Source organism: Streptomyces sp. NPDC021012 (assembly GCF_044333355.1).
In the GTDB taxonomy this organism is placed as follows: domain Bacteria; phylum Actinomycetota; class Actinomycetes; order Streptomycetales; family Streptomycetaceae; genus Streptomyces.
The window spans coordinates 91,243-112,450 of record NZ_JBIRQU010000012.1; the positions used below are offsets into that span (position 1 = coordinate 91,243).

Here is a 21,208-nt window from a genome sequence, read left to right on the forward strand (position 1 = left end):
TCGCCGACACCGTTCACCGCATACAGAGGAGTGCCCCGTGACGCACGACCGCCTCGACCTCGTCTCCAAGCTCTACCAGCCCTCCGGCTGGCCCCGGATCCTGGAGGCCGCGTCCGGCTCGCCCACCGGCGCCCCGCTCGTCGTGGACCTCGACCCCACCACCTTCTGCGACCTGGCCTGCCCCGAGTGCATCAGTGGAAAGCTCCTCAACCAGGGCCGGTTCACCCCCGAACGGCTCGCCGCGCTCGCCGAGGAACTCGTCGCCCTGTCCGTACGGGCCGTCGTCCTCATCGGCGGCGGGGAACCCCTCGCCCACCGCGGCACACGCCAGGTCTTACGCATCCTCGGCGAAGCGGGCCTGGCCGTCGGAGTCGTCACCAACGGCACGATGATCAGGCAGAACCTCGCCGAGCTCGCGCAGTACGCCTCCTGGGTCCGCGTCTCCGTCGACGCCGGCTCCGCCGAGACGTACGGCCTGTTCCGCCCCGACCGCAAGGGCCGCAGCGTCTTCGACAAGGTCATCGCGAACATGCGGCTGCTCGCCGCCGAGAAGAAGGGAGCCCTCGGCTACTCCTTCCTCGTGATGTCCCGTCAGGAAGCCGACGGCACCACCGTCACCAACCACCACGAGGTCCTGCGCGCCGCCGAACTCGCCCACGACATCGGCTGCGACTACTTCGAGACCAAGGCCATGTTCGACGACGACCACCACATCGTGCAGGTGCCCCACGCGATGCTGGAATCCGTCGACCGGCAGCTCGCCGAGGCCTCCCGACTGGAGAGCGACCGCTTCCAGCTGGTCAACTCCTCCACCCTCACCTCACTGCGCCGTCACGTCGGACCCGTCCAGCCCAAGGAGTACGACCGCTGCAAGGTCGCCGAACTCCGCACCCTCATCACCCCCTCCGGGGTGTACGTGTGCGCCTACCACCGCGGCAACCCGCTCGCCCGCATCGGCGACGCCGTCACCGACGACCTCGCCACCATCTGGCAGAAGTCCGACCGGGGCATCGTCGACCCGAGCCGGGACTGCCGGTTCCACTGCGCCCGCCACCGCTCCAACCTGGAACTGGAGCGCATCGACGCAGGAACCGGCGAGCCCCCGCTCACGGAGGACTACGACCCCTTCCTCTGACCTCCCGCCACCGGCACCGGCTCCCGTCGCCGGCCCGGCGCCGCCGACGTGGGAATGACCCGGGCCGCCGGATGAGAGACACGCAGGTCCCGTGAGAGCCGCGCCACGGTCGCCGTCGCCTCCGCCGTCGGGCAGACACCGACCAGCGCACCGCCTCCGCCGGCCCCGCTGAGCTTCAGCGGGAGACCGGCGGAGCGCAGCGCCGCCTCCCGCAGCTCCTCCAGGACCGACGTAGACATCCGCTGGCGGTCCCGCATGGCCTCGTGGGCGTCGGACATCGCCGCCCCCAGCGCCGCCAGGTCCCGGCCGCGCACCGCCTCCCACACCCGGCCCGACGCCTCGTCGGCCTCGGCCCGGTAGGCGGCGAGCGCCGGGTCCCCGGCCGCGAGCTGCGCCCGCACGTCCCGGATGTGGTGCCCGGTGTCCTTGCGGGTGCCGGAATCCACGACGATCACCCGCCACTCCTCGGGGAACTCGAGCCGGTCCCGTACGACGGGAAGCCCCCGCTCACGGCCCTCGATCAGCAGCGCCCCTCCCTCCACGACCGCCAGGTGGTCCATGCCGCCGCCGTGGAAGACGGCGAACTCGAACTCGTACGCCCATTGAGTGAGCGTGGCGTCGGAGACCCGCCGCCCCCGCACCGAGGCGTCCGCGAACGCCCGGAACAGCGCCACGATCCGCGCCGTCGACGACGACAGACCGCTCGCCGCCGGCGCCTCGCTGGACACCGTGACCGCCGGCGGGCGCGCGGTGAGGCCGGGCACCCGCGCCCGCAGGAACGCCCACACCTCCCCGGCCCAGCCGCCTTCTTCGGGAGGGGATCCCGTACCGACCTCCACGGTCGTCATCAGGCCCAGCGCGAGGCTCACCGAGCGGCCCCCGCCGAGCCAGTCCAGGTCCTCGCCGGACAGGCAGGCCCGGCAGGGCACCACCGCGCGTATCGGATGCGTCGCCTTCACCTTGCCTGGAACCTTCCCTCCGTACGGAACCTCTCGAACAGGGACAGCACCACCGCCGTCGGCGGATGCAGCGGCCGGGGCGGGGCGTCGAGCGGCAGGAACCGGGCCCGCCGCACCTCGTCGGCACCGGGCGCGAGCGTCCCGGACCAGCGCCGGGCGACGAAGCACAGCGCGAAGCAGTGCGTCACGTCGCCGTTCGGGTACGTCAGGGTGTGCACCCCCGGATCGGAGAGCGAGGCGAACGCCTCCAGGTCCTCCCGCGCCACCCGCAGCCCGGTCTCCTCCAGGAGCTCCCGCGCGGCCGCGTCGGCGAAGTCGCCGTCCTCCTCGCAGGCCCCCGCCGGAAGCTCCCAGACACCCGTGTCCACGCGCTGCTGGAAGAGCCCGCGGCCCTCGCCGTCGAGCAGCAGCACCTGCGCCCCGGGCACCAGGAGCTTCCGGGAACCGACCCGCTGCCGCAGCGACCAGATGTAGGAACCGGCGTAACCCATCGCGTACGTGCCACCTCGTCGCCGTGCCTCGCCCCTCGCGGGGCCCGTCGGTGCGCAGCGTGTCACGCCCCGGACGTCTCCTCCGCGAGCCAGCGCGGCGTGGCGTCCGGCGTGGCCAGCAGCCACCGCACGTACCGGTCGACGCCCTCCTCGACCGGGATGCGGGCCTGCCAGCGCAGCAGGTCGCGGGAGCGTTCGGTCGAGGCGTACCCGCCGAGCGGGTCGCCCTCGGGGCGCGGGGTGACGATCCGCCGCGCGCCGGGGAAGTACGGGGCGATCAGATCGGCCACCTCGCGGACAGACGTGGGCCGGCCGGTGCCGATGTTGACGGTCTGTTCGGCCATCTGCTCCTCGATCAGCGCGAGCGCGGTGGCCTCGGCGATGTCGTCGACGTGGACGAGGTCGCGGACCTGGATCCCGCCGCCGTTGAGCCGCATGGGCCGGCCGAGACGCGCCTGGAGCGACAGCCACGGCACCATCCACGAGTGGCTGCCCGGCTTGGGGATCTGCGGCTCGCCGTACACGGAGAAGTACCGCACCACCGCGTACTCCGTCCCGCTGGAAGCGCCCAGCATCAGCCGGGTCTGGTGCTCGGCCCACAGCTTGGAGTTGGCGTACACGGACATCGGGAAGAGCGGCTGGTCCTCGTGGAAGACCTGCGGCCCCTCGACGTCGGGGTCCCCGTCCCCGTACACGGAGGCGGAGGAGACGAGCACGAGGCGCCGCACCGGGAACCGGGCGGCCTGCTCCAGAACGACCTGCGTGCCCTCGACGTTGGCGCGGAACGCGATGTCCGGGCGCCGGGTGCAGGCGGCTACGTCCGCGTAGGCGGCGGCATGCACCACGAAGTCGGCGTCGCGCAGCAGCGTCCCGACGGTGGCGGCGTCGCGGACGTCACCGACGACGAGCCGGGCGCCGCTGCGGGCCGTCCCGAAGGTCTCGTGCCCGGACTCCGGGTAGGCGTCCATCCGGTCCAGGACGGTGACGACCGCCCCCGCGCCCTGCAGCAGCGCGACCAGCCTGCTGCCGACGAGGCCGCCGCCACCGGTCACGACGACACGTGCGTCGCGGAGCTTCTCCAGCCGCGAGCGGACGGTCTCCTCGGCGGGCCTGCCTGCGGCGGCGGTGGCGGTCGACTGGGGTAACACGGGCATGGAAGCCTCTTTCCGCTGTCGGATCGTCTGTGGAGTCGTCGTCGGGCCGTCGGTCGGGCCGTCTGTCGGATCGTCCTGGAGGGGGGAGAGGTACGCGGTTCTCACGGGCCCGGCGTGCCAGGCCCCAGCATCCACGGGCCCTTCGCCCGCCTGCCAGAGGGCCATTTCGGCACTCTTGCGGGCCCCCGGCACCACCCGTACTGTCCGGAACCGGCTGGCGGACACGGGTTTCACACGGATCCCGGCGCGGTCCGGGCCGATCCGGAGCGAGGAGGACGTATGGCGCGTCAACGGCTCAGCGCGGTGGTCATGACCCATCCCAGACGCCGCGAGGCGGCCGAGAAGCTGGCCCTGAGCGCGCCGTCCGGCCTCCTGCGCGTGGTCATGGACCCCGACCCCACCGGCACGCCGTCGGTGCTCCGGACCGCGCTCGCCGCGTGGTCGGCCATCGAGGACGGCGCCACACATCAACTGGTGATCCAGGACGACATGGTGTTGTCCGAATCCTTCTACGACCGGGTCCGGTCCGCGATCGAGGCGCGGCCCGACGCCGCACTGGCCCTGTTCGCCCTCTGGGACTCCAGGAACGGGGCCGCCGTACGCATGGCCGCGATGGCGGGCGCCCGCTGGGTCGGCGCCGTCAACGAGTACTTCCCCTGCGTGGCGATCGTCCTGCCGCGGCGGCACGCCGAGGGCTTCGCGGCCTACGGCAGACGGCGGCTCGGCGGCTGGCCCGACGACATCCTGATGCACCGCTACCTGCGCGACCGGGGCGTCCCCCGCTACGTCGCCGTACCCAACCTGACCGAGCACGAGGACCGCGGCTCGATCTCCGGGAACGCCTTCCGCGGCCCGCGCCGCTCGGTCTGCTTCCTACCGAAGGACGCGCCGGCCGAGGAGACCCGGACCCTCACCGGCCTGACGGTCCTGCCCTTCTTCAAACACGGCGTCGCGCAGTGCGCCGTCCGGGCCCCCGGCCCCGGGCCGGAGCACTGGCTGCACATGGACACGCACCAGTACCTCGAAGGCGCCGGACTGCCGAAGTCGCTCCTCGACCCGCCCGGCGCCGGCCCGGCCGCCCCGGACGTGAAGGCGACCTGGCTGACGGCTCTGGCCATGGGCTACGAGGCCACCCGCACCGGCCTCGCCACCCCTCCTCCGGGGGACGAGGCGTACGCGGAGGCCCTGGCGACGATCGGCCCGGGCGGCATCAGCAACGCCGCCACGGAGGAACACATCGCCCAGCGCCGCGAACCCCTGGCCGAGGTGGCGCGACGCGCACTCGAAGCCGGACGCGAAGCCGCCACCGGACAACGCCCACGCCCACGCTCACGCGAGCGGAGCGGCCTCGTCTGGCGCGGCGCGGCGAACCCCCTCGGCGAGCACCTGGCGCGCCGACTGGCCGACCGGCGGGAGCCCGCGGACGCGGTGATCGACCTGACCCGTCTCCACTCCGCCGAACGGAAAGTGACGATCCATCGGCAGGGCGACCCGACCCCGTACACCCTGAGCGTCGGCGAGATCTACGGCCCCGGCTGCTCGCCCCGCACCCCCATCGGCCGCATGGTGTGGGACGCGCTGCGCAGCCACCCCATCACCGTCGAGGGCGACCCCGGTGCCGAGACCCACCCCCTGTACGTCCACGACCTCGCCGACGCGATCGCGACGGTCCTGCGCACCCGCCCGGACGACCACACGCTCACGGTCACCTCCGAGGAACCGTGCACGGCGGCAGAACTGGCCCGAGCCGTCCACGACGCCGTGCGGCCCGTCCCCATCCGGGCATCGCCCCAGACCGCCCCCGGCTGGCACACCCCTCCCGACCATGCACGCCCCCCGGGCTGGACCCCCGCGACCGGCCGCGCGCGCGGCCTGCACGCCTTCGCCCAATGGCTCGCCTACGAAGGGATCCTGCTCGACTCCGACGAACCGTCCCACGGCGGTGGTTCCCGGTCCGGGCCCACACCACCCTGACCACGGCACGGCACGGCATGTTGAAGCCGCGCGCCACGGGCCGGCCGCCGTAGAGCGGTGGGCGGAGGCCTGTCGGCCTCCGCCCACCGGCGACGACAGGGCTCAGTACCGGAGCAGCCCCGCGTCGATCCGCTCCCAGGCGGCCCGCAGTTCGGCGAGCCTGGCCTGCTCGAACGGCGCCCGGTCCGCCTGCTCCCGGGAGTCCTCGGACAGGTGGAAGAGCTGGTCGCGGCCGGACTTGCCCCGGTAGTACTTCCAGTCGCCCCGGCGCAGCGCCCTCTCGCCCCGTACCCGCCAGAAGAGGTCCCGCTCGGGCACCTCGGCGCCGCGCAGCAGGTGCCCGGCGAGGCTGGTGCCGTCGAGGGGGTACGCGGGGTGGGGGCGGGCGCCGGCGAGGTCGAGGAGGGTCGCCGTCCAGTCGGGCGTGAACACCGGCAGGTCGCTGACCTGGCCGCCGTCGATCCGGGCGGGCCAGCGCAGGATCGAGGGGACGCGGATGCCGCCCTCCTGGAGGGAAGCCTTGTTGCCGGAGAGCGGCCAGTTGTAGGAGAAGCGTTCGCCGCCGTTGTCGCTGGCGAAGAAGACGAGGGTGTCCTGTTCCTGGCCGGAGCGCCGCAGCGCGTCGAGGACCTGCCCGATCGAGCGGTCGAGGTCCTCGACCATCTGCTTGTACTTCTCGACCGAGCCGCCGTCCTGGTGCCAGAGGGCGGAGCGGTCGCCGGCCTTGATGCGGCGGACGATCTCGTCGCTGGTCTCCTTGTCGCCGTCGGCGATCCAGGGCCAGTGCGGGGTGGTGAAGTTCAGGTTGAGCAGCCAGGGCTTGTCGTGCTGGCGGCCGACGTACTCGCTCGCCCGCTCGGTGAGGATCCGGGTGTAGTAGCGCAGGTCCTTGTACTCGGCGTCGCCCTCGTAGAGGTCGTACTCGCCGCCCAGGCCGAGCTTGGAGTAGTACTCCAGGGCGCCGCCGAAGTTGCCGAAGAACTCGTCCCAGCCGGAGCGGGTGGGGGAGTAGTCGGGCAGGTAGCCGCAGTGCCACTTGCCGATGAGGGCGGTGGCGTAGCCGGAGTCCCGCAGCAGCGAGGCGAGGGTGGGGTGCGTGGGCTCCAGGCCGACGGACTTGTCGGCGATCGGCTCGGCGAGCCCGCCCTTCGTACGCCCCGGGTAACGGCCGGTGTAGAGGCTGAAGCGGGTGGGGGAGCAGGTCGCGGAGCCGGAGTAGGCGTCGGTGAAGCGGACGCCCTGGCGGGCGAGGCGGTCCAGGTGGGGGGTGCGGATGTGCGGGGAGCCGTACGAGGAGAGGTCGGCCCAGCCGAGGTCGTCGCCCAGGATGAAGAGGATGTTGGGCCGCGGGGAGTGGCGGCGCGGGTGCGCGGCGCGGAAGGGACGCTCCTGCGGGCCTGCCGCGGGGGCCGTCCGCTCGGAGGCCTGCGCGGCGGGCGCGGTGGCACCGAGGGCGGCCGCGGCGGCGGCACCGGCGGCGACCCCGCCGAGGGCACGGCGGGACAAGGGCGTGGACATGCGGTTCTCCAGAAGGGCGTGCGGACGTACGGGCATGCCTCCGGGTCCGGCGGGCGGGGGACGGTGCCGCGGGCGGGGCGGGCGGAGGGCGAGGCGGTGGTGGCCGGGCGAGCGGGAAACCGGCTGTTCAGACGCAGCGACAGGCCGCGCCGGCGACGCGGACGAGGTCCACGTGGCGGCGCTGGACGAGGGTGACCGAGCGGTCACGAAGGGGCTGCATGGGCCAGGAGTCTCGTCGAGATGTCAGGGTGGCGTCAACGGCGTACGGGCTGGTTGACGCGCGTAGTTCGCATGATCGAAACACCGGCGACGCTCGGGCTCCGGCCGGGGCCGTGACGTACTTGACGGCCCGACGGCCCGACGGCCCGACGGCCCGACGGCCCGACGGCCCGACGGCCCGACGGCCCGGCGGCCCGGCGGTCAGGCCGTCCGGGCAGGTCTCAGGCCTTGATGGTCGCGGCGTCGATGACCTCGTCCAGGACGTCACGGGAACGGACGAGGTCGAGGATCATCCGGTCGATGCGGTCGCGTTCGACCGTCAGCTCCTCGACGAGCTCGCCGGTGGTGCGCTCGGTCGGACCGCCGTCCGCGTCCCGCATGCACGGGAGGAGCAGGGCGATCTTCCTGCTGTTCAGCCCCGCCGCGTAGAGGGCCTGGATGCGGATGACCCGGTCGACGGCCCACTCCCCGTAGGACCGGTGGCCGCCGGGGGTGCGCTCGGAGAGCAACAGGCCCTGCTGCTCGTAGTAGCGCAGGGAACGCTCGCTCACCCCGGAGCGTCGCGCCAGCTCACCGATCCGCATCATCCGCCCCGTTCCCGCTTACGCTTTCGCTTCCGTGGATCGCTCTTGAATCTGACATTGGTGTCAGGTTCTACGGTACCGGCATGACGAACAACGCGGGCGGATCCCGCCTCTTCGAAGCCACCACCCTCGGCCCCCTCTCCCTGCCCAACCGGCTGGTCATGGCCCCGCTGACGCGCAACCGCGCCGCCGCCGACGGGGTGCCGACACCGCTCATGGCCACGTACTACGCGCAGCGCGCCACCGCCGGCCTGATCATCGCCGAGGCCACCATGCCGAGTGCCGTCGGCCAGACCTACGCCAACATCCCCGCGCTCCACACCCCGGCCCACGTGGCCGGATGGCGACGGGTCACCGACGCCGTACGGGAGGCCGGCGGGCGGATGTTCGTGCAGCTCCAGCACGGCGGACGGGTCGGCCACCCGGACACCAGCGGTCACGTTCCCGTCGCGCCCTCGACGGTGGCGCTCCCCGAGGAGATCCACACCCCCGACGGGCGCCGCCCCGCCGTCGTCCCCCGTGAGCTGACCGTGGAGGAGATCCGCGCGACGGTGGCCGACTTCGCCGCCGCTGCCAGGCGGGCCGTGGACGCGGGCTTCGAGGGTGTCGAGGTGCATGCCGCCAACGGCTACCTGATCCACCAGTTCCTCGCGAAGAACACCAACCTGCGCACCGACGAGTACGGCGGTCCGGTCGCCCACCGGATCCGCTTCGCGGTCGAGGTGGTCCAGGCCGTCGTGGACGCGATCGGCCCCGAGCGGGTCGGGGTGCGCATCTCCCCCGGAGTCGGCGTCAACGGCATCGAGGAAGGCGACACCGACAGCATCTACCGGGCCCTCGTCACCGCCCTGACCGACCTGGAACCGGCCTACCTGCACGTGGTGTTCGCCGACCCCGACCAGCCGCTGTTCCAGGAGATCCGGAAGTCCTGGCCGGGCACCCTGATCGCCAACCCCGTCCTCGGATGGGGAGGGCCCCTGCCCGCCGACGGCGGCCGTGCGGCCGGCGAGAAGCTCCTCGCCGCCGGAGCCGACCTGATCTCCCTGGGCCGCGGCTTCCTGGCCAACCCCGACCTCGTCGAACGCCTGCGAACCGGCGCGCCGCTCAACGCCGTACGGGACCAGTACCTGATGTACACGGGCGGGGCGACGGGCTACACCGACTACCCCGCCCTCAACGAGCCGGCACTCGCGGCCTCCTGAGCGCCCCACGGCGGCCGGGAGGGACCGAGGCGGACCGAAACCGCTTCGACCGGGACGCGCCGAAGCGGCCCATCCCGTACTGCGTGATGCGGCTGCACCCGTACTTCGTCGTCGACCGTCCCGCACCTCAGGTCCTTCAGGACCTCCGGTCGCGTACCGGAGGGGAACTGCTGACCTGGGACGCGTCCGGCGACAACACGGACGCGCACGTGGCGGAACCACGCCCCCGCCGCAAGGCGGTACTCCGCACCTGCGTGCGACCCCTCCGACCTCACCCTCTCCACGGTGCGGGAGCGCCCGGGAACCCTGTTCGCTTGGACCCCCACCGCGGGCTACCGCACGGTGAGCGGCACATGGCGTCAGCAGGGAGCCGGACGCGCCCTCGCTCGTTCCGTACGGGACTCCTGGGTCACTGGGTGGTGTAGTCGGCCATCATGGCCATGTCCTCGTGTTCGAGGTTGTGGCAGTGGAGCATGTAGGTGCCGGCGTAGTCGGTGAACCGGGTGACGACTTCGACGGCTTCGGCGGGGCGGAGGTCCACGGTGTCCTTCCAACCGTGGTCCTGGGGGCCGATCTCGCGGTTGTTGCGGCTGAGGACCTGGAAGTGGTTGAGGTGGAGGTGGACGGGGTGGTGGAAGTTGGTGGTGAAGCGCCAGATCTCCGTCTGACCGAGGGTGGGGCGGGCCAGGGCGCGTCCGGGCTGGTAGGCGGTGCCGTTGATGGTCCAGCCGGCGTCGGAGCCGGTGAAGTGGAAGTCGCGGGTGACGGCGGCCCGGGTGGGGTCGAGCGGGGGAACGGTGCTGAGCCTGTCCGGGACGGTGGTGTCGTCGCGGGGGGAGCCGGAGGCGATGTCGAAGCGCATGACCTGGGCCGTCGAGCCGTCTCCGTGGAGGTTGAGCAGGCGTACGCGGGTGCCGGGGCGGTAGCGGGAGAAGTCGATGACGACGTCGTAGCGTTCGGCGGGGGCGATGTCGAGGGTGTCGTGGGCGCGGGGGGAGTCGAGAAGGCCGCCGTCGCTGCCGATCTGGACGAGGGCGTTGCCGCCCGGGGGCTGCGGGTCGAGCTGGAGCCTGTAGGTGCGGGCGTTGGAGGCGTTGAGCAGGCGTAGCCGGTAGCGGAGCCGTTGCGTCTGGTGGACGGGCCAGGGAGCGCCGTTGACGAGGATGACGTCGCCGAGGACACCGTTCATGTAGGGGTCGGTGACGCCGGGGGTGTGGAGCTGGGGGTCGAGCCAGGGGTACTGGAAGGACCCGTCGGCGGCGAAGGAGCGGTCGGCGATCATGAGGGGGATGTCGCGGTCGCCCTGCGGCAGGGGCAGGCGCTGTTCTTCGTCGTCGTGGACGAGGTGGAAGCCGGCCAGTCCCATCCAGACGGCGGCGCCGGTGTAGCCCATGCGGTGGTCGTGGTACCAGAGGGTCGCGGCGCGCTGGTCGAAGGGGTAGGTGTAGGTACGGGTCGCCTCGGCGAGGTCCATCGCGTGGTGGGCCATGGACGCGCCGTGGGGTCCGCTGTTCATGTCCTGGTGGACGCGCTGGGCGTCGTAGGTGCCGTTAGCCGGCAGGATCAGCGAGGTGGGGTAGCCGTCGCTGGCGGCGGGGGTGTGCCCGCCGTGGAGGTGGACCACGGAGGGGTGGTCGAGTTCGTTGCGGTGGCGTACCACGGTGCGGCGTCCGGAGCGGGAGACGATCGTGGGCCCGGGGAAGGTGCCGCCGTAGGTCCACGCCTTGGTGCGCAGCCCGGGCAGGATCTCCAGTTCGGCGTGCTGCTGGGTGATGTCGTAGGTGTCGGTGGTGGCGCTGGTGGACGTCGGTCGCAGGACGCGGGGGACGGGCAGGGGCGTGCGGAAGGGAGCGGGCAGCGGGGCCTTGCTGGTGAGGACCTTGCCGGGCCGGCCCTCGCGCGCGTAGTCGCTGAGCAGGGGCCAGCCGGCGGCTGTCAGAGCACCGGTGCCCAGCAGCGCTCCGCCGGCGGTCAGGAGCGTGCGCCGCCTCACTGGACCGGCTCCGGGTGCGCGTCGCGCTCGGGGGCGGGGGCGGCCGGGGTCTTGGGGGGCAGGGGAGTGGTCAGCACGCGCTGGCTCAGTACCGCGACGGCGGAGACGAGGATGACGCCGAGCAGGACGTGAAGGGTGACGGCGCGCCCCATGCCCAGGGCGATCTGGCCCACGAGGACCGGCACCAGGGCGATCGCCGCGGGCAGGACCGCTCGCGGCCCTCCGGCGCGGCGGACGAGGAAGGCGGCGACGGCCGTCAGGAGGGCGACCACGGTGATGACGCGGCCGAGCGTTCCGTGCAGGGCCAGCATGTCGTAATGACCACCGAGAAAGCCTCCGGCGAGGGCGACCTGGGCGAGCATCAGAACCGACAGGAATGCGGTGGCGATGCGCAGGGACAGCAGGCAGGTACGTAATGACATGCTGGTGATACAACCGGAACGCCCGACGGCCTGCAACCTGGACTCGGCTCTCTGTCAAGAGAGTTGGATGTTCTCCAGCCGTTCTCGAGTTTGGCAAAGTCCAGTGAAAGCCAGTGGGTGGATCGAGATTGGGCCACGCCTCTCCTGTCCGGCGTCTGCAGTGCGCGTACTCCGTTTCGCGAGGGGTCCGCGGGGGGACCGAGATGGCCATGTCCGTCTTTTGAGAAGGTAAAGCGACGGTGGGCTGTGGTTCGTTTGTTTGCTGTTCGCAGAGGAGTTCGCCGGATCGTTCTTGTTCTTGTTCTTGTTCGGCGGTGGCGGTGTCAGGCCGATGGATGCAGGCCGCTGTCCGTGTGCAGTGACGTCAGTCCGTCACCGACGGCGGTGTGGACGTCTTCGGGAAGGACGAGGACGGGTGCCTGGGCGAACAGCGCGGCCAGTGCCGCAGTGGCCTGCTGCGTGTCCGGCCGGCGGGTGTCCGTCCAGTCGCGTAGCAGCTCCGCGAGGTCGGGGCGTTGTTCCAGGGCGTAGCGGACGAGGGCGCAGGTCCAGTCGCGGCTGCGACGGCTGTCGTGCCGGAACTCGGTGCACAGGTCGGCGAGGAAGACGTCGTCGTTGTCCCGGGCCAGTTCGGCGAGCGACTCGTTGACCAGCACGTCGAGCGCGGGTTTGACGACGAGGTTGAGCGCGGTGAACGCCTCGCCCCAGTCCCGTACCGTCAGGAGTTCTTCCAGGACGCGGCGCAGCGGCTGCCAGGCGGGGTCCCCCTCCCACGCCGTGCGGGCCGTGGCGGTCTCGGCGAGGCTGTCGTCGTGCGCGTCGGCCAGGGCTCTGGTCCAGTAGGCCAGGCGCTGGATCCGACGGGCCTCGTCGGCGGCCTGGAAGGCGGCGCAGTTGGTGATGAACGCGGACGGTGCCATGTGGGCGACGTACGAGGCGGTCATCTGCAGCACGTGCAGGGGGAAACGCAGCGGGACGGCGAGCCGGCGCAGCACCGCCACCCAGGCGGGATCCAGCCTGTGCAGGGTGCGTGCCGACTCGTGCTCGTCGATCAGCAGGTCGGTGTGGACCTCCCGCTCGTGCTGGAGCGTGACGTAGTCCTTGTAGGTCAGCCGGTACGGGTCGCGGAAGCCCTCCCAGTCGGGCACCTGGAAAGCGGAGCCTTCCCGATGGGCCAGGTACCACTGGTTGAGAGGAGCGCCGCGATCGAGCTCGAAAGGAGCGGGCTCGCGCCGGAAGGTGTACTGGAACCGGGCGGTGACCGCCTCGTACGGGCTGGGCTTGCGCCGGACGTCGCCGAGCAGGCTCCAGGTGCGCGCCCCGGGGCGCGGTGGGTTCGCCATGTCAGTCCTCCTGCCTCGCCAGGTACCAGGTGATCTCGTCGTCGGTGATTCTCATCCGCCCGGCGAAGGCGCCCAGCGCGGGTTCCAGCCTGGACAGCGGGAAGGCCTGCCCCAGCTCCGCCTCCAGACTGGCCTGGGTGAGCCGGCACCGGCCGACGGTGTGGACACGGATGTACCCGCCGCGGTCGACCACATGGACCTCCTGCCCGGGGTTGTCCGTCTCCACCGCGGCGATGACCGCCTGGGCCAGGTCGGCGTCCATGCCCCGGAGCACGGGACCCACAAGCCTCGGCGGTGCGACGCCCGCGGCCGTCGCGTCCGTGGTCGCCTCGTCCGCCGTCCGCGCCTCCGCCCGACCTGTCTGCTCCATCCGACCCGTCTGCTCCATCCGATCCGCGCGCATCAGCCGACTCCTCGCTGGTCGTCGCTCTCCGGGGGAACGGCGACGTCCACCGATCCCTCCCGCACCCGCACCGTGTACTCGGCCAGCAGACAGCTGCTCGGGTTGATCCCGGCCCCGGTGGCCGCGTCGAACTCCCACAGATGGCCCGAACAGGTCAGGACACCGGTGTCCGCGTCGAAGTCCGCGTCCTCCAGCGGGAGGCCCTGGTGCGGGCAGGTCCCCTGGTACGCCTTGACCGCCCCACCCGCGAGGCGCACCAGGAGGATCGCGCGGCCCGCCACGTCGACGCCGAGGATGTCGCCCTCCCACAGGTCGCCGTCGGCGGCGACCGGTGTCCAACGGACGTCGGCGCTCATGCGTACGCCACCCGGAGGACGTCCATCGGCCCGACCTCACAGGCGCCGAGCGTGCGTCGCGGATCGAGCACGCGACCCTGGTGGGAGACGGTCAGCGGCTGCTCCCGCACGGGAACGAAGGCGCCCAGGACCTGGTCGGTGATCTTCCGCGCGGCTTGTTCGACCGAGTCGGTGTCGTCGAGCAGGACGAGCCGGACGATCAGTTCGCGATCGACGGCCACCTGCACGGGAAGAGCGGTCACCTCACGGTTCCTTCCGGTCGAAGATCCACGCGTAGCCGACGGAGTCGTCGCCGTACTCCGCGGGCGTCAGTCCCATGTAGGCCAGGGCTCCTTCCAGGGTGGCCGGCTGGACGTCGCCGGCCACGAACCGCTCCGTGAAGTCGACGTGTCCCGCGTACCGCTCGGGCCGCAGCGAGAAGATCCACCGGCACGGCGCCGAGCAGAAGAAGTAGCGCCGCCCCGCGTGCTCCGCGGTGAGGGGCTCGGGGGAGTCCAGCGTCCCCGCGCGGTGGCCCGCCGGATTCGTGAGCGGGAGGTTGCACGTGTGGCACAGCGTGGGCAGCGCCGTGGGGATCTCCCGCCCCTCCCGCAGGCAGGTGGCGAGCTGGTCCCACATGAGGCCGTAGTTCTCGCCCCAGCCGGGGTACTTCTCCTCCAGCCAGGCACGTTCCGCCGGAGACACCCCCGCATGCGGGTTCCACCACATGGTGGACCGCAGGTACCACACGCCGATCTGCGCGGTGTGGTGGAACCAGTCCAGTTCGGGCAGGAAGTGGTCGTTCCAGTACCAGGGAAGCTCCAGCCCCAGATCACGGAACTGCTCACGGAACTGCTTGACGATCCACTCGTTCATGAACTCCTTGAACGACTGGCTGCGGTGCTCCAGCGGCGTGTAGTAGTCCATCGACATGCCCGTGAGCAGGGCGAAGATCCGCCACACCCGCCAGAACGCCACGTCGACCAGTTCCTGGACGACGTCCTTGCGGCCCGCTTTGAGCAACACCTTGATCGTCGGCTCGCCCTGCTGGGCATGGCGCGCCTCGTCCGTCTGGATCGACGAGATCAGCGCGGCGAACTCCAGATCCCCGACCTCCAGGGCCTCCGCCGCCATCCCCAGGAACTGGAGGTTGGAAAACCCCGTCTCCAGCGCGAAGGTGAGCTGGATCGCCGTGGACACCGCGTCGTTCCCGCCGAAGGTGTCGTCGAAAGCCGCCCGGGCGGCGATCGCTCCCCAGTGCTGGGTGTGGAAGGTCCGGTGCGCCCAGTCGGCACGCGGTTCCCTGCCCAGCAGGCTGTAGGCGAAGTACGCCTGGATCTGCGCATGCCGGATCTCGTCGAGCGTGCCGAAGACGGCCATGTTCCGCCACGCCGCCGACCGCCCGAACCGTGCCATACGGCCTTCGGCGATCGCCCCCAGGTACTCCGACAACGGCGTCACCCCGTAGTGGGCCAGGACCGCCGCCCGCCACCCCGGATCAAGGCGCTCATAGACGTGCGAACGCGCGGCCACCTGGTTCACCGCGTAGACCGCCGCGTCCTTGCCGGCCTGGTTGTGCACGTACTCGGGGTAGGTGATCTTGTACGGCTCGTCCCATTCCCACCACGCCTCGGTGGGCACGCCGTACGTGTTGGAGACGTCCTGGGGGAACGCCCGATCCTCATCGACGTACGACAGCGTCCAGTTCATGTCCCGGGTGAGGTCGTACCAGGCGGAGCGGGGAAGGGCAGGCATGTGCTACTCCTTCGGTGCCGTTCTCATGTGCGCCGGGCAACCACTATCGGAGGCAGAGGACAACGGGGGAACCTTCGCGGGCCGCCCCTCGGAAGCACAACGGTTCGACTCGCACCACAGGGTGCGCCCCCTGGACGCCCTGGCAGCCTGCCCGGAACTCGGCTACGACTCCACGTCCCGCTGGTCAACCGGTCGACCACTACCCTCGTCGGCTACAGCTCCAACGGCCGACTCGACGGTCCCGGCCTCGACTCTGTCAGCCGTTGCGAACCGCGTACTGGATAGGAGACACGGGATACGAGATACGAGATACGAGATACTGGATCTTGAGACCACGAGCAGCCCATGGCAGGCTCATACCGCATGATCGATGAATTCGCGAAGGACAACCTGCACGGGAGACTGCGGCGGGACCGCGAGGCGCTGCTCTGGAAACTCGACGGCTTGTCCGAGTACGACGCCCGTCGGCCTTTGACAGCGACCGGGACCAACCTCCTCGGCCTGGTCAAACACGTGGCCACCGTCGAAGCCAGGTACCTCGGCGAGGTCTTCGGCCGCCCTTCCCCCGAACCGCTGTGCCGGTGGCAGGACTCCGACGGCAGCGACCAGTGGGCGACCGAGGACGAGACCCGCGATCAGATCATCGGGTTCTACCGGCGCACATGGGAACACTCGGACGCGACGATCAATGAGCTTCCCCTCGACGCCCCCGGTCACGTGCCCTGGTGGCCGGAGCCTTACTCCCACACGAACCTGTTCGCCGTCATGGTCCATGTCCTCGGCGAGTCCAACCGCCATGCCGGCCACGCCGACATCCTCCGCGAGGGCCTCGACGGCCGGACCGGAATGCGCCCCGAACACGAGAAGCAGATCGACGAAGAAGCCCGTGCGGCCTACCGCGCGAAGATCGAGCAGGCCGCCAGGTCGGCCGCATCCATCAAGGAGTAACGGAACCTCTTTCATCCTGTGCTGGAGGGTGAAACGGGCTGGTCAGCGAGGGTGGTGACGCGGCAGGGCCCCTCGTCGCCGGCGTGGTGGTCTCACTCGTCACGCCGGCGATCGAGGGGATGCTCCTGTTGGTTCCGTATCGAGCCATGCTCGACGTCCCGTACGAGCTCGTCGAGCATGGCTCCTGGCTGCTGTACGAGCATCGCTTGGCCCGCAACACCCGCTGGCGCAAGCTCGATTGCTTCCAGCAGGCGTTGCTCACCCTCGTCCACCTGCGCAAGAACGAGACGTTCTCCCAGCTCGGAGCGGGTTTCGGGATATCCCAGGCCACTGCCTGGCGGTACGTGGACGAGACCCGGGACGTCCTGGTCTCCTGGGCGCCCGGCCTCCACGAAGCCCTCACCGGCCTCGGTGAGGGCGACCACGTCATCGTTGACGGCACCCTGATCCCCACCGACCGTATCCACGCCGACGAGCCCTACTACTCGCAAAAGCACCGCAAGCACGGCATGAACGTGCAGGTCATCACCCGTCCCGACGACACACCGCTGTGGTTCTCCCGGCCAACACCGGGCCGCACCCACGACCTGACCGCGGCCCGCGCCCACGGCATCATCCAGGCCTGCCTGACCCGACAGATCCTCGTCCTCGCGGACCGCGCCTACCAGGGCGCCGGCGCCACCGTCCGCACCCCGTACTACCGCCACCGCGAACATCCTCCGCATTACCAGCAGTTCAACCGCGACCACGCCCGGCTGAGAGCCCCCGGCGAACGCGCCTTTGCCCAGTTGAAAGCCTGGCGGCTACTACGGCGAGCCAGACGTTCCACCCGACGCATCAGCATGATCGTCCAGGCTGTCCACACGCTGCTGACCTGCAACTATCCGGGATGAAAGAGGTCGAAGGAAGCAGGCCGACCTCCTCACCTATGCCTTCACGTCGAGACGCACAAGCGCGCCGATCTCCACGAGTTGATCCGGCAGCGCCAAGTCAGAAACGCCCATGACCGTGCTGGCGGGCCGGTGCTCCCCGAAGTACTCGGCGTGGAGGCGTGCTGTCGTGTCGAAGTTCTCCCGCAGCTTCCTCACCAGAACCGTAGTCTCCACTATCTGGCTACGCTCGGCCCCGAATTGCCCCAGCACCAGGTCCAGGTTCTCCAGCGTGGTGCGGACCTGCAGTTCAAAGTCGTCGACACCCACGAAGTTGCCGTGACGGTCATGAGACAGCTGCCCCGACACATAAACCGTGTCATCGACCTGAGTTGCCTGACTGTACCCGTACAGCGACTCCCACGGCATGTCGAACCCGAATACCTTCACCTGAGAACTCATGACTCACTCCCTTAATACAGCGCGCGGGACCGTCAGTTGCAGACAGGTCCCTTGCGAGTAGAAGTTACGGGTCCGTACAAACGATGCTTGTCTGGTAGCGCTGTCTCAGTGTTCTCTGCGCGCACAAAATTGGCTGCAGTGGCGCTCCTCCGGGCGGCCGGTGTGATGAGTGGACCACTACGCCGACGACAAGATGCCCTGCCTCCTCACCACCCCCGTCGGCCAGCCCGTTTCATCCTCCAGTAGAGGATGAAAGAGGCTCACGGACTGGGGCAGCCCTGTGGCGTCGGCCGCACAGGGCGGCAAACAGCACGTGCTGTCCGAGTGGCATATCCAAGCGCGGACTTGTCGCGCGCATCGCGGAGCTACCGCCGCCTCGCCGTCCAATACGAATGCCTTCCGCCTGGTGGCAGAGACTTCGGGAAAGTCTCGTGCTCTCGATGCGGAAGGCTTTTTCGTATTCCCGGTCTGGGTTCGATATCGCGGTTGTGGAGCGTGTGGGTGGTGTGGGTGGTGTGGTGTGGGGGTTTATCGGGCGATGAGGAGGGTGGCGGGGGTGTTGGTGGGGTGGGTGGTGATGGTGGTGTAGCCGGCGTGGGTGAGCCAGGTGGTGTAGTCGGTGTGGGTCCAGGTGTTGCCGGTGTTGCTTTTGAGGAGCATTTCGGAGGCGAAGAGGAGGGGGAAGGTGGGGCCGGTGCGGTGGGGGTCGACGATGTAGTCGCAGATGACGAGGGCGCCGTGGGGTTTGAGGGTGTGGCGGATTTTGGTGAAGAGGGTTTGGTTGTCGTGGGGGCTTTCTTGGTGGGCGATGTGGGAGTAGAGGGCGATGTCGTAGGTGTGGGGGGGGAGGGGGGTGGTGTGGAAGTCGCCGTTGAGGGGGGTGAAGCGGTGGTTGAGGTGGTGGGGGGTGAGGCGGCGGTGGGCGATGTTGTTGATGGGTTCCCAGTCGAGTTGGGTGGTGTGGGCGGTGGGGTTGAGGTGGAGCCAGATGGAGGAGAAGATGCCGGATCCGCCGCCGATGTCGAGGATGTGGGGGTGGTCGAGTTCGGTGAGGTTGAGGGCTTCGGCGGCGGTGTGGGCGGCGGTGACGGAGAGGCCGGCGATGGCGGTGACGACGTTTTCCCAGTGGGGGTTGTCGGCGATTTCGACCATGGGGTCGGTGGGGGGTTTGCCGGTGGTGTAGATGTCGAGGCGGTCGGCGAGTTTGTCCATTTCGGCGAGTTTGAGTTGGGCGAAGCCGCTGATGTCGGTGGGTTTGCCTTCGACGAGGTAGAGGTCGGTTTCGGGGGTGTTGTGGTAGGTGCCGTGGTGGGTGGTGAGCAGGCCGAGGCCGACGAGTCCGTCGAGGAGGGTTTGCAGGCCGCGGGGGGCCATGCCGGTTTTTTCGGTGAGGGTGTGGGGGGTGGTGTGGCCGTGGTGGATGTGGGTGAACAGGGAGTGGCGGGTGGCGGTGGCGAGGATGCCGGTGGCCCAGTAGCCGCTGGCGATTTCGAGGATGCGGCCGGGGGAGGGCAGGTGGGTGGTCATGGTGTCCTTCCGTGGGTCACAGGGTGGCGGGGAGGGCGTGGCGGCGGGGGGCGGGGGTGGGGGTGGGGGTGGGGGTGGTGTGCCAGCGGCCGATGGCCATTTCGGCGGTGATGCCGGGGCCGAAGCCGGCGATGATGCCGGTGGCGTGGGGGGTGAGGGTGTTTTCCTCGAAGAGGCGGCGTAGGGCGTCGAGGACGACGGCGCTGGCGATGTTGCCGTATTGGGTGAGGGTGGCGGAGCTGTGGCGGAACATGTGGAGGTCGACGCCGAGGTAGGTGGAGAGGTCGGCGAGGATGCGGGGGCCGCCGGCGTGGATGATGTAGAAGTCGAGGTTGGCGATGTCCCAGCCGTGGCCGGCGGCCAGGTCGCGCAGGACGGGGGCGAGGGGTTGCATGGTGCCGGGGACGCGGCGGTCGAGTTGGAAGTGGAAGCCGGTGGGGCGGACGGCGTAGGAGATCCAGTCCTCGGTGTGGGGGATGAGGTAGGAGGCGTTGCGTTCCAGGGACATGCCGGTGCCGCCCTGGCCGCGGACGACGGTGGCGGCGACGGCGTCGCCGAACAGGCCGTCGGAGAGCAGTGAGCCGATGTTGTCGTCGTCGGGCTGGTAGCACAGGGAGCACAGTTCGCAGGAGACGATCAGTACGTTGCCGCTTGGGTAGGCGGTGCAGAAGTCGTGGGCGCGGTTGATCGCGGCGCCGCCGGCGGCGCAGCCGAGTTGGGCGATGGGGATCTGGCGGGTGTCGGTGCGAAAGCCCATGGTGTTGATGAGCCAGGCGGTCATCGAGGGCATCATGAATCCGGTGCAGGAGACGAAGATGATGGCGTCGATGTCGCGGGCGGTCAGGTCGGCGTGGGCGAGGGCTTCTTCGATGACTTTGGGGCAGCGTTTCTTGGCTTCGGTCTCGAAGGTCTTGTTGCGTTGTTCGAGGCCGGGGTGGCGCAGGGTCTGTTCGATGGGCTGGACGATGTGGCGTTTTTGCACGCCGGTGTTGCGGATGAGCCGGAGTGCCAGTGGCAGCTGGGGTTTGCCGTGGTGGGTCTCTTCGGCGAACTTCAGGGTTTCTTCCATGGTGATGACGTGTTCGGGCACGTCCACCGACGGTTTGCATATGGTTGGCATGTCCGTGGAGTCCACCTTCTGAGGAGACGGCGCGCGGTTCGGCCTTCCTACCCTTGCCGGTCGTGCTTGCGATCGGCTTGACGCGGGCTTGGGCGGGGGCGGGCGGTCGGTGCGGGGCTGTACGGGATGCTGCCCGTCCCGCCGGCCGGCTTCGGTGGCTCGACCCTCGCGGCCCGGTGCTGTGCCGATGAGACCCTCGGTGTTCTCGCGGCGTGGGCGCCGGGCCTGCGCGAGGTGCTGGCCGGGCCGGGTTGGGTGGGGCGAGGTGTTGGCCGGGTGGGGCGAGGCGCTGGGTGAGGTGCTGGCCGGGCCGGGTTGGGTGGGGCGAGGTGTTGGCCGGGTGGGGCGAGGCGCTGGGTGAGGTGCTGGCCGGGCCGGGTTGGGTGGGGCGAGGGCGGCTTCGTCCTGGTGGGCAGCCGTTCTGGTTCCTGTTGGCCGTGCTGCCGCGGACGGGTCGTGCTGCTTGCCGCAGCGCCGTGAGCACGGCGCGGACATGCAGGTCGTGGCCCGGTCCGGGGGCGCATCGTGGTGGTTCTGCCGGGTGGGCCCGGGCCGTCTTCGTGGTCTGGTCGCGGTCCGTGCCCTGGTGCCGTACGGGCCTGCCTGACCCGGGCCGCCTTTGTGGTCTGGTCGCGGCTCGTGCCCTGGTGCCGTGTGGGCCTGCCTGACCCGGGCCGCCTTTGTGGTCTGGTCGCGGTCCGTGCCCTGGTGCCGTCCGGGCCTGCCTGACCGGGCGGGTTCCTCGTCCTTGCGGACGGGGTCTGCCGGGGTGCCGGCGCGACCGTCCGCGCTTCG

Annotated in this window: 21 protein-coding genes; 5 read left to right on the plus strand and 16 right to left on the minus strand. The window is 70.5% G+C overall.

The window, feature by feature from the left end; all coding sequences use genetic code 11:
- The first annotated feature begins 37 nt into the window (after positions 1-37).
- On the plus strand, positions 38-1,135 hold the full coding sequence (locus ACH4TP_RS31705; RefSeq protein ID WP_389238421.1) for a radical SAM protein: 1,098 nt from the start codon (positions 38-40) through the stop codon (positions 1,133-1,135).
- Here the strand turns inward: ACH4TP_RS31705 and ACH4TP_RS31710 are convergent.
- The 3 genes from ACH4TP_RS31710 to ACH4TP_RS31720 all read right to left on the minus strand — a co-directional run bounded on the left by ACH4TP_RS31710 (position 1,117) and on the right by ACH4TP_RS31720 (position 3,739).
- Positions 1,117-2,094, minus strand: coding sequence for a mevalonate kinase (locus ACH4TP_RS31710; protein ID WP_398439848.1), 978 nt, complete (start codon positions 2,092-2,094; stop codon positions 1,117-1,119). The genes ACH4TP_RS31705 and ACH4TP_RS31710 overlap by 19 nt on opposite strands.
- A complete protein-coding gene (locus ACH4TP_RS31715; protein ID WP_389238425.1) occupies positions 2,091-2,585 on the minus strand; it encodes an NUDIX domain-containing protein in 495 nt (164 codons plus the stop codon). The genes ACH4TP_RS31710 and ACH4TP_RS31715 overlap by 4 nt, the downstream gene beginning before the upstream one ends.
- Positions 2,586-2,647: 62 nt before the next feature.
- On the minus strand, positions 2,648-3,739 hold the full coding sequence (locus tag ACH4TP_RS31720) for an NAD-dependent epimerase/dehydratase family protein (RefSeq protein ID WP_398180703.1): 1,092 nt from the start codon (positions 3,737-3,739) through the stop codon (positions 2,648-2,650).
- Positions 3,740-4,018: 279 nt separating this feature from the next.
- On the opposite strand from ACH4TP_RS31720, the gene ACH4TP_RS31725 reads away from it, so the two are divergent.
- Entirely contained in the window at positions 4,019-5,713 is a 1,695-nt protein-coding gene (locus ACH4TP_RS31725; protein ID WP_398439849.1) for a hypothetical protein, read from the plus strand.
- Positions 5,714-5,815: 102 nt separating this feature from the next.
- On the opposite strand, the gene ACH4TP_RS31730 is transcribed toward ACH4TP_RS31725, so the two are convergent.
- The 3 genes from ACH4TP_RS31730 to ACH4TP_RS31740 all read right to left on the minus strand — a co-directional run bounded on the left by ACH4TP_RS31730 (position 5,816) and on the right by ACH4TP_RS31740 (position 8,034).
- Positions 5,816-7,231, minus strand: coding sequence for a sulfatase (locus tag ACH4TP_RS31730; RefSeq protein ID WP_398439850.1), 1,416 nt, complete (start codon positions 7,229-7,231; stop codon positions 5,816-5,818).
- Positions 7,232-7,358: 127 nt separating this feature from the next.
- Positions 7,359-7,451, minus strand: coding sequence for a putative leader peptide (locus ACH4TP_RS31735; RefSeq protein WP_389238433.1), 93 nt, complete (start codon positions 7,449-7,451; stop codon positions 7,359-7,361).
- A gap of 220 nt (positions 7,452-7,671) precedes the next feature.
- A complete protein-coding gene (locus ACH4TP_RS31740; RefSeq protein WP_389238458.1) occupies positions 7,672-8,034 on the minus strand; it encodes a MerR family transcriptional regulator in 363 nt (120 codons plus the stop codon).
- Between the two features lie 83 nt (positions 8,035-8,117).
- Between ACH4TP_RS31740 and ACH4TP_RS31745 the strand changes: the two genes are divergently transcribed.
- On the plus strand, positions 8,118-9,236 hold the full coding sequence (locus ACH4TP_RS31745) for an alkene reductase (protein ID WP_398439851.1): 1,119 nt from the start codon (positions 8,118-8,120) through the stop codon (positions 9,234-9,236).
- 409 nt (positions 9,237-9,645) lie between these two features.
- Here ACH4TP_RS31745 and ACH4TP_RS31750 read toward each other — a convergent pair whose 3' ends face one another.
- From ACH4TP_RS31750 to ACH4TP_RS31780, 7 genes are all read right to left on the minus strand, one after another.
- On the minus strand, positions 9,646-11,229 hold the full coding sequence (locus tag ACH4TP_RS31750; protein WP_398439852.1) for a multicopper oxidase family protein: 1,584 nt from the start codon (positions 11,227-11,229) through the stop codon (positions 9,646-9,648).
- Entirely contained in the window at positions 11,226-11,651 is a 426-nt protein-coding gene (locus ACH4TP_RS31755) for a hypothetical protein (protein WP_398439853.1), read from the minus strand. The genes ACH4TP_RS31750 and ACH4TP_RS31755 overlap by 4 nt, the downstream gene beginning before the upstream one ends.
- Positions 11,652-11,974: 323 nt before the next feature.
- Complete coding sequence (locus ACH4TP_RS31760; protein WP_398439854.1) at positions 11,975-12,994, minus strand: toluene monooxygenase; 1,020 nt, start codon at positions 12,992-12,994, stop codon at positions 11,975-11,977.
- Between the two features lies 1 nt (position 12,995).
- Positions 12,996-13,364: an MmoB/DmpM family protein gene (locus ACH4TP_RS31765; protein ID WP_398439855.1), complete on the minus strand. Its 369-nt coding sequence runs from the start codon at positions 13,362-13,364 to the stop codon at positions 12,996-12,998.
- Positions 13,365-13,396: 32 nt separating this feature from the next.
- Entirely contained in the window at positions 13,397-13,753 is a 357-nt protein-coding gene (locus ACH4TP_RS31770) for a Rieske 2Fe-2S domain-containing protein (protein WP_398439856.1), read from the minus strand.
- Complete coding sequence (locus ACH4TP_RS31775; protein ID WP_389238448.1) at positions 13,750-13,995, minus strand: toluene-4-monooxygenase system B family protein; 246 nt, start codon at positions 13,993-13,995, stop codon at positions 13,750-13,752. Before ACH4TP_RS31775 ends, ACH4TP_RS31770 begins: the two co-directional genes overlap by 4 nt.
- A 1-nt stretch (position 13,996) precedes the next feature.
- Entirely contained in the window at positions 13,997-15,487 is a 1,491-nt protein-coding gene (locus ACH4TP_RS31780; protein WP_398439857.1) for a YHS domain-containing protein, read from the minus strand.
- Positions 15,488-15,850: 363 nt separating this feature from the next.
- On the opposite strand from ACH4TP_RS31780, the gene ACH4TP_RS31785 reads away from it, so the two are divergent.
- Together ACH4TP_RS31785 and ACH4TP_RS31790 are read left to right on the plus strand one after the other, a co-directional pair.
- Entirely contained in the window at positions 15,851-16,435 is a 585-nt protein-coding gene (locus ACH4TP_RS31785) for a DinB family protein (protein ID WP_398439858.1), read from the plus strand.
- Between the two features lie 83 nt (positions 16,436-16,518).
- Complete coding sequence (locus ACH4TP_RS31790) at positions 16,519-17,328, plus strand: IS5 family transposase (RefSeq protein ID WP_398439859.1); 810 nt, start codon at positions 16,519-16,521, stop codon at positions 17,326-17,328.
- A 33-nt stretch (positions 17,329-17,361) separates the two neighbouring features.
- Here ACH4TP_RS31790 and ACH4TP_RS31795 read toward each other — a convergent pair whose 3' ends face one another.
- From ACH4TP_RS31795 to ACH4TP_RS31805, 3 genes are all read right to left on the minus strand, one after another.
- On the minus strand, positions 17,362-17,766 hold the full coding sequence (locus ACH4TP_RS31795; protein ID WP_398439860.1) for a RidA family protein: 405 nt from the start codon (positions 17,764-17,766) through the stop codon (positions 17,362-17,364).
- A gap of 528 nt (positions 17,767-18,294) precedes the next feature.
- The gene (locus ACH4TP_RS31800) at positions 18,295-19,293 is read right to left on the minus strand and encodes a class I SAM-dependent methyltransferase (protein WP_398439861.1); all 999 of its coding nucleotides are present in this window, start codon (positions 19,291-19,293) and stop codon (positions 18,295-18,297) included.
- 16 nt (positions 19,294-19,309) lie between these two features.
- Entirely contained in the window at positions 19,310-20,413 is a 1,104-nt protein-coding gene (locus ACH4TP_RS31805; RefSeq protein WP_398439862.1) for a type III polyketide synthase, read from the minus strand.
- Positions 20,414-21,208: the final 795 nt, after the last annotated feature.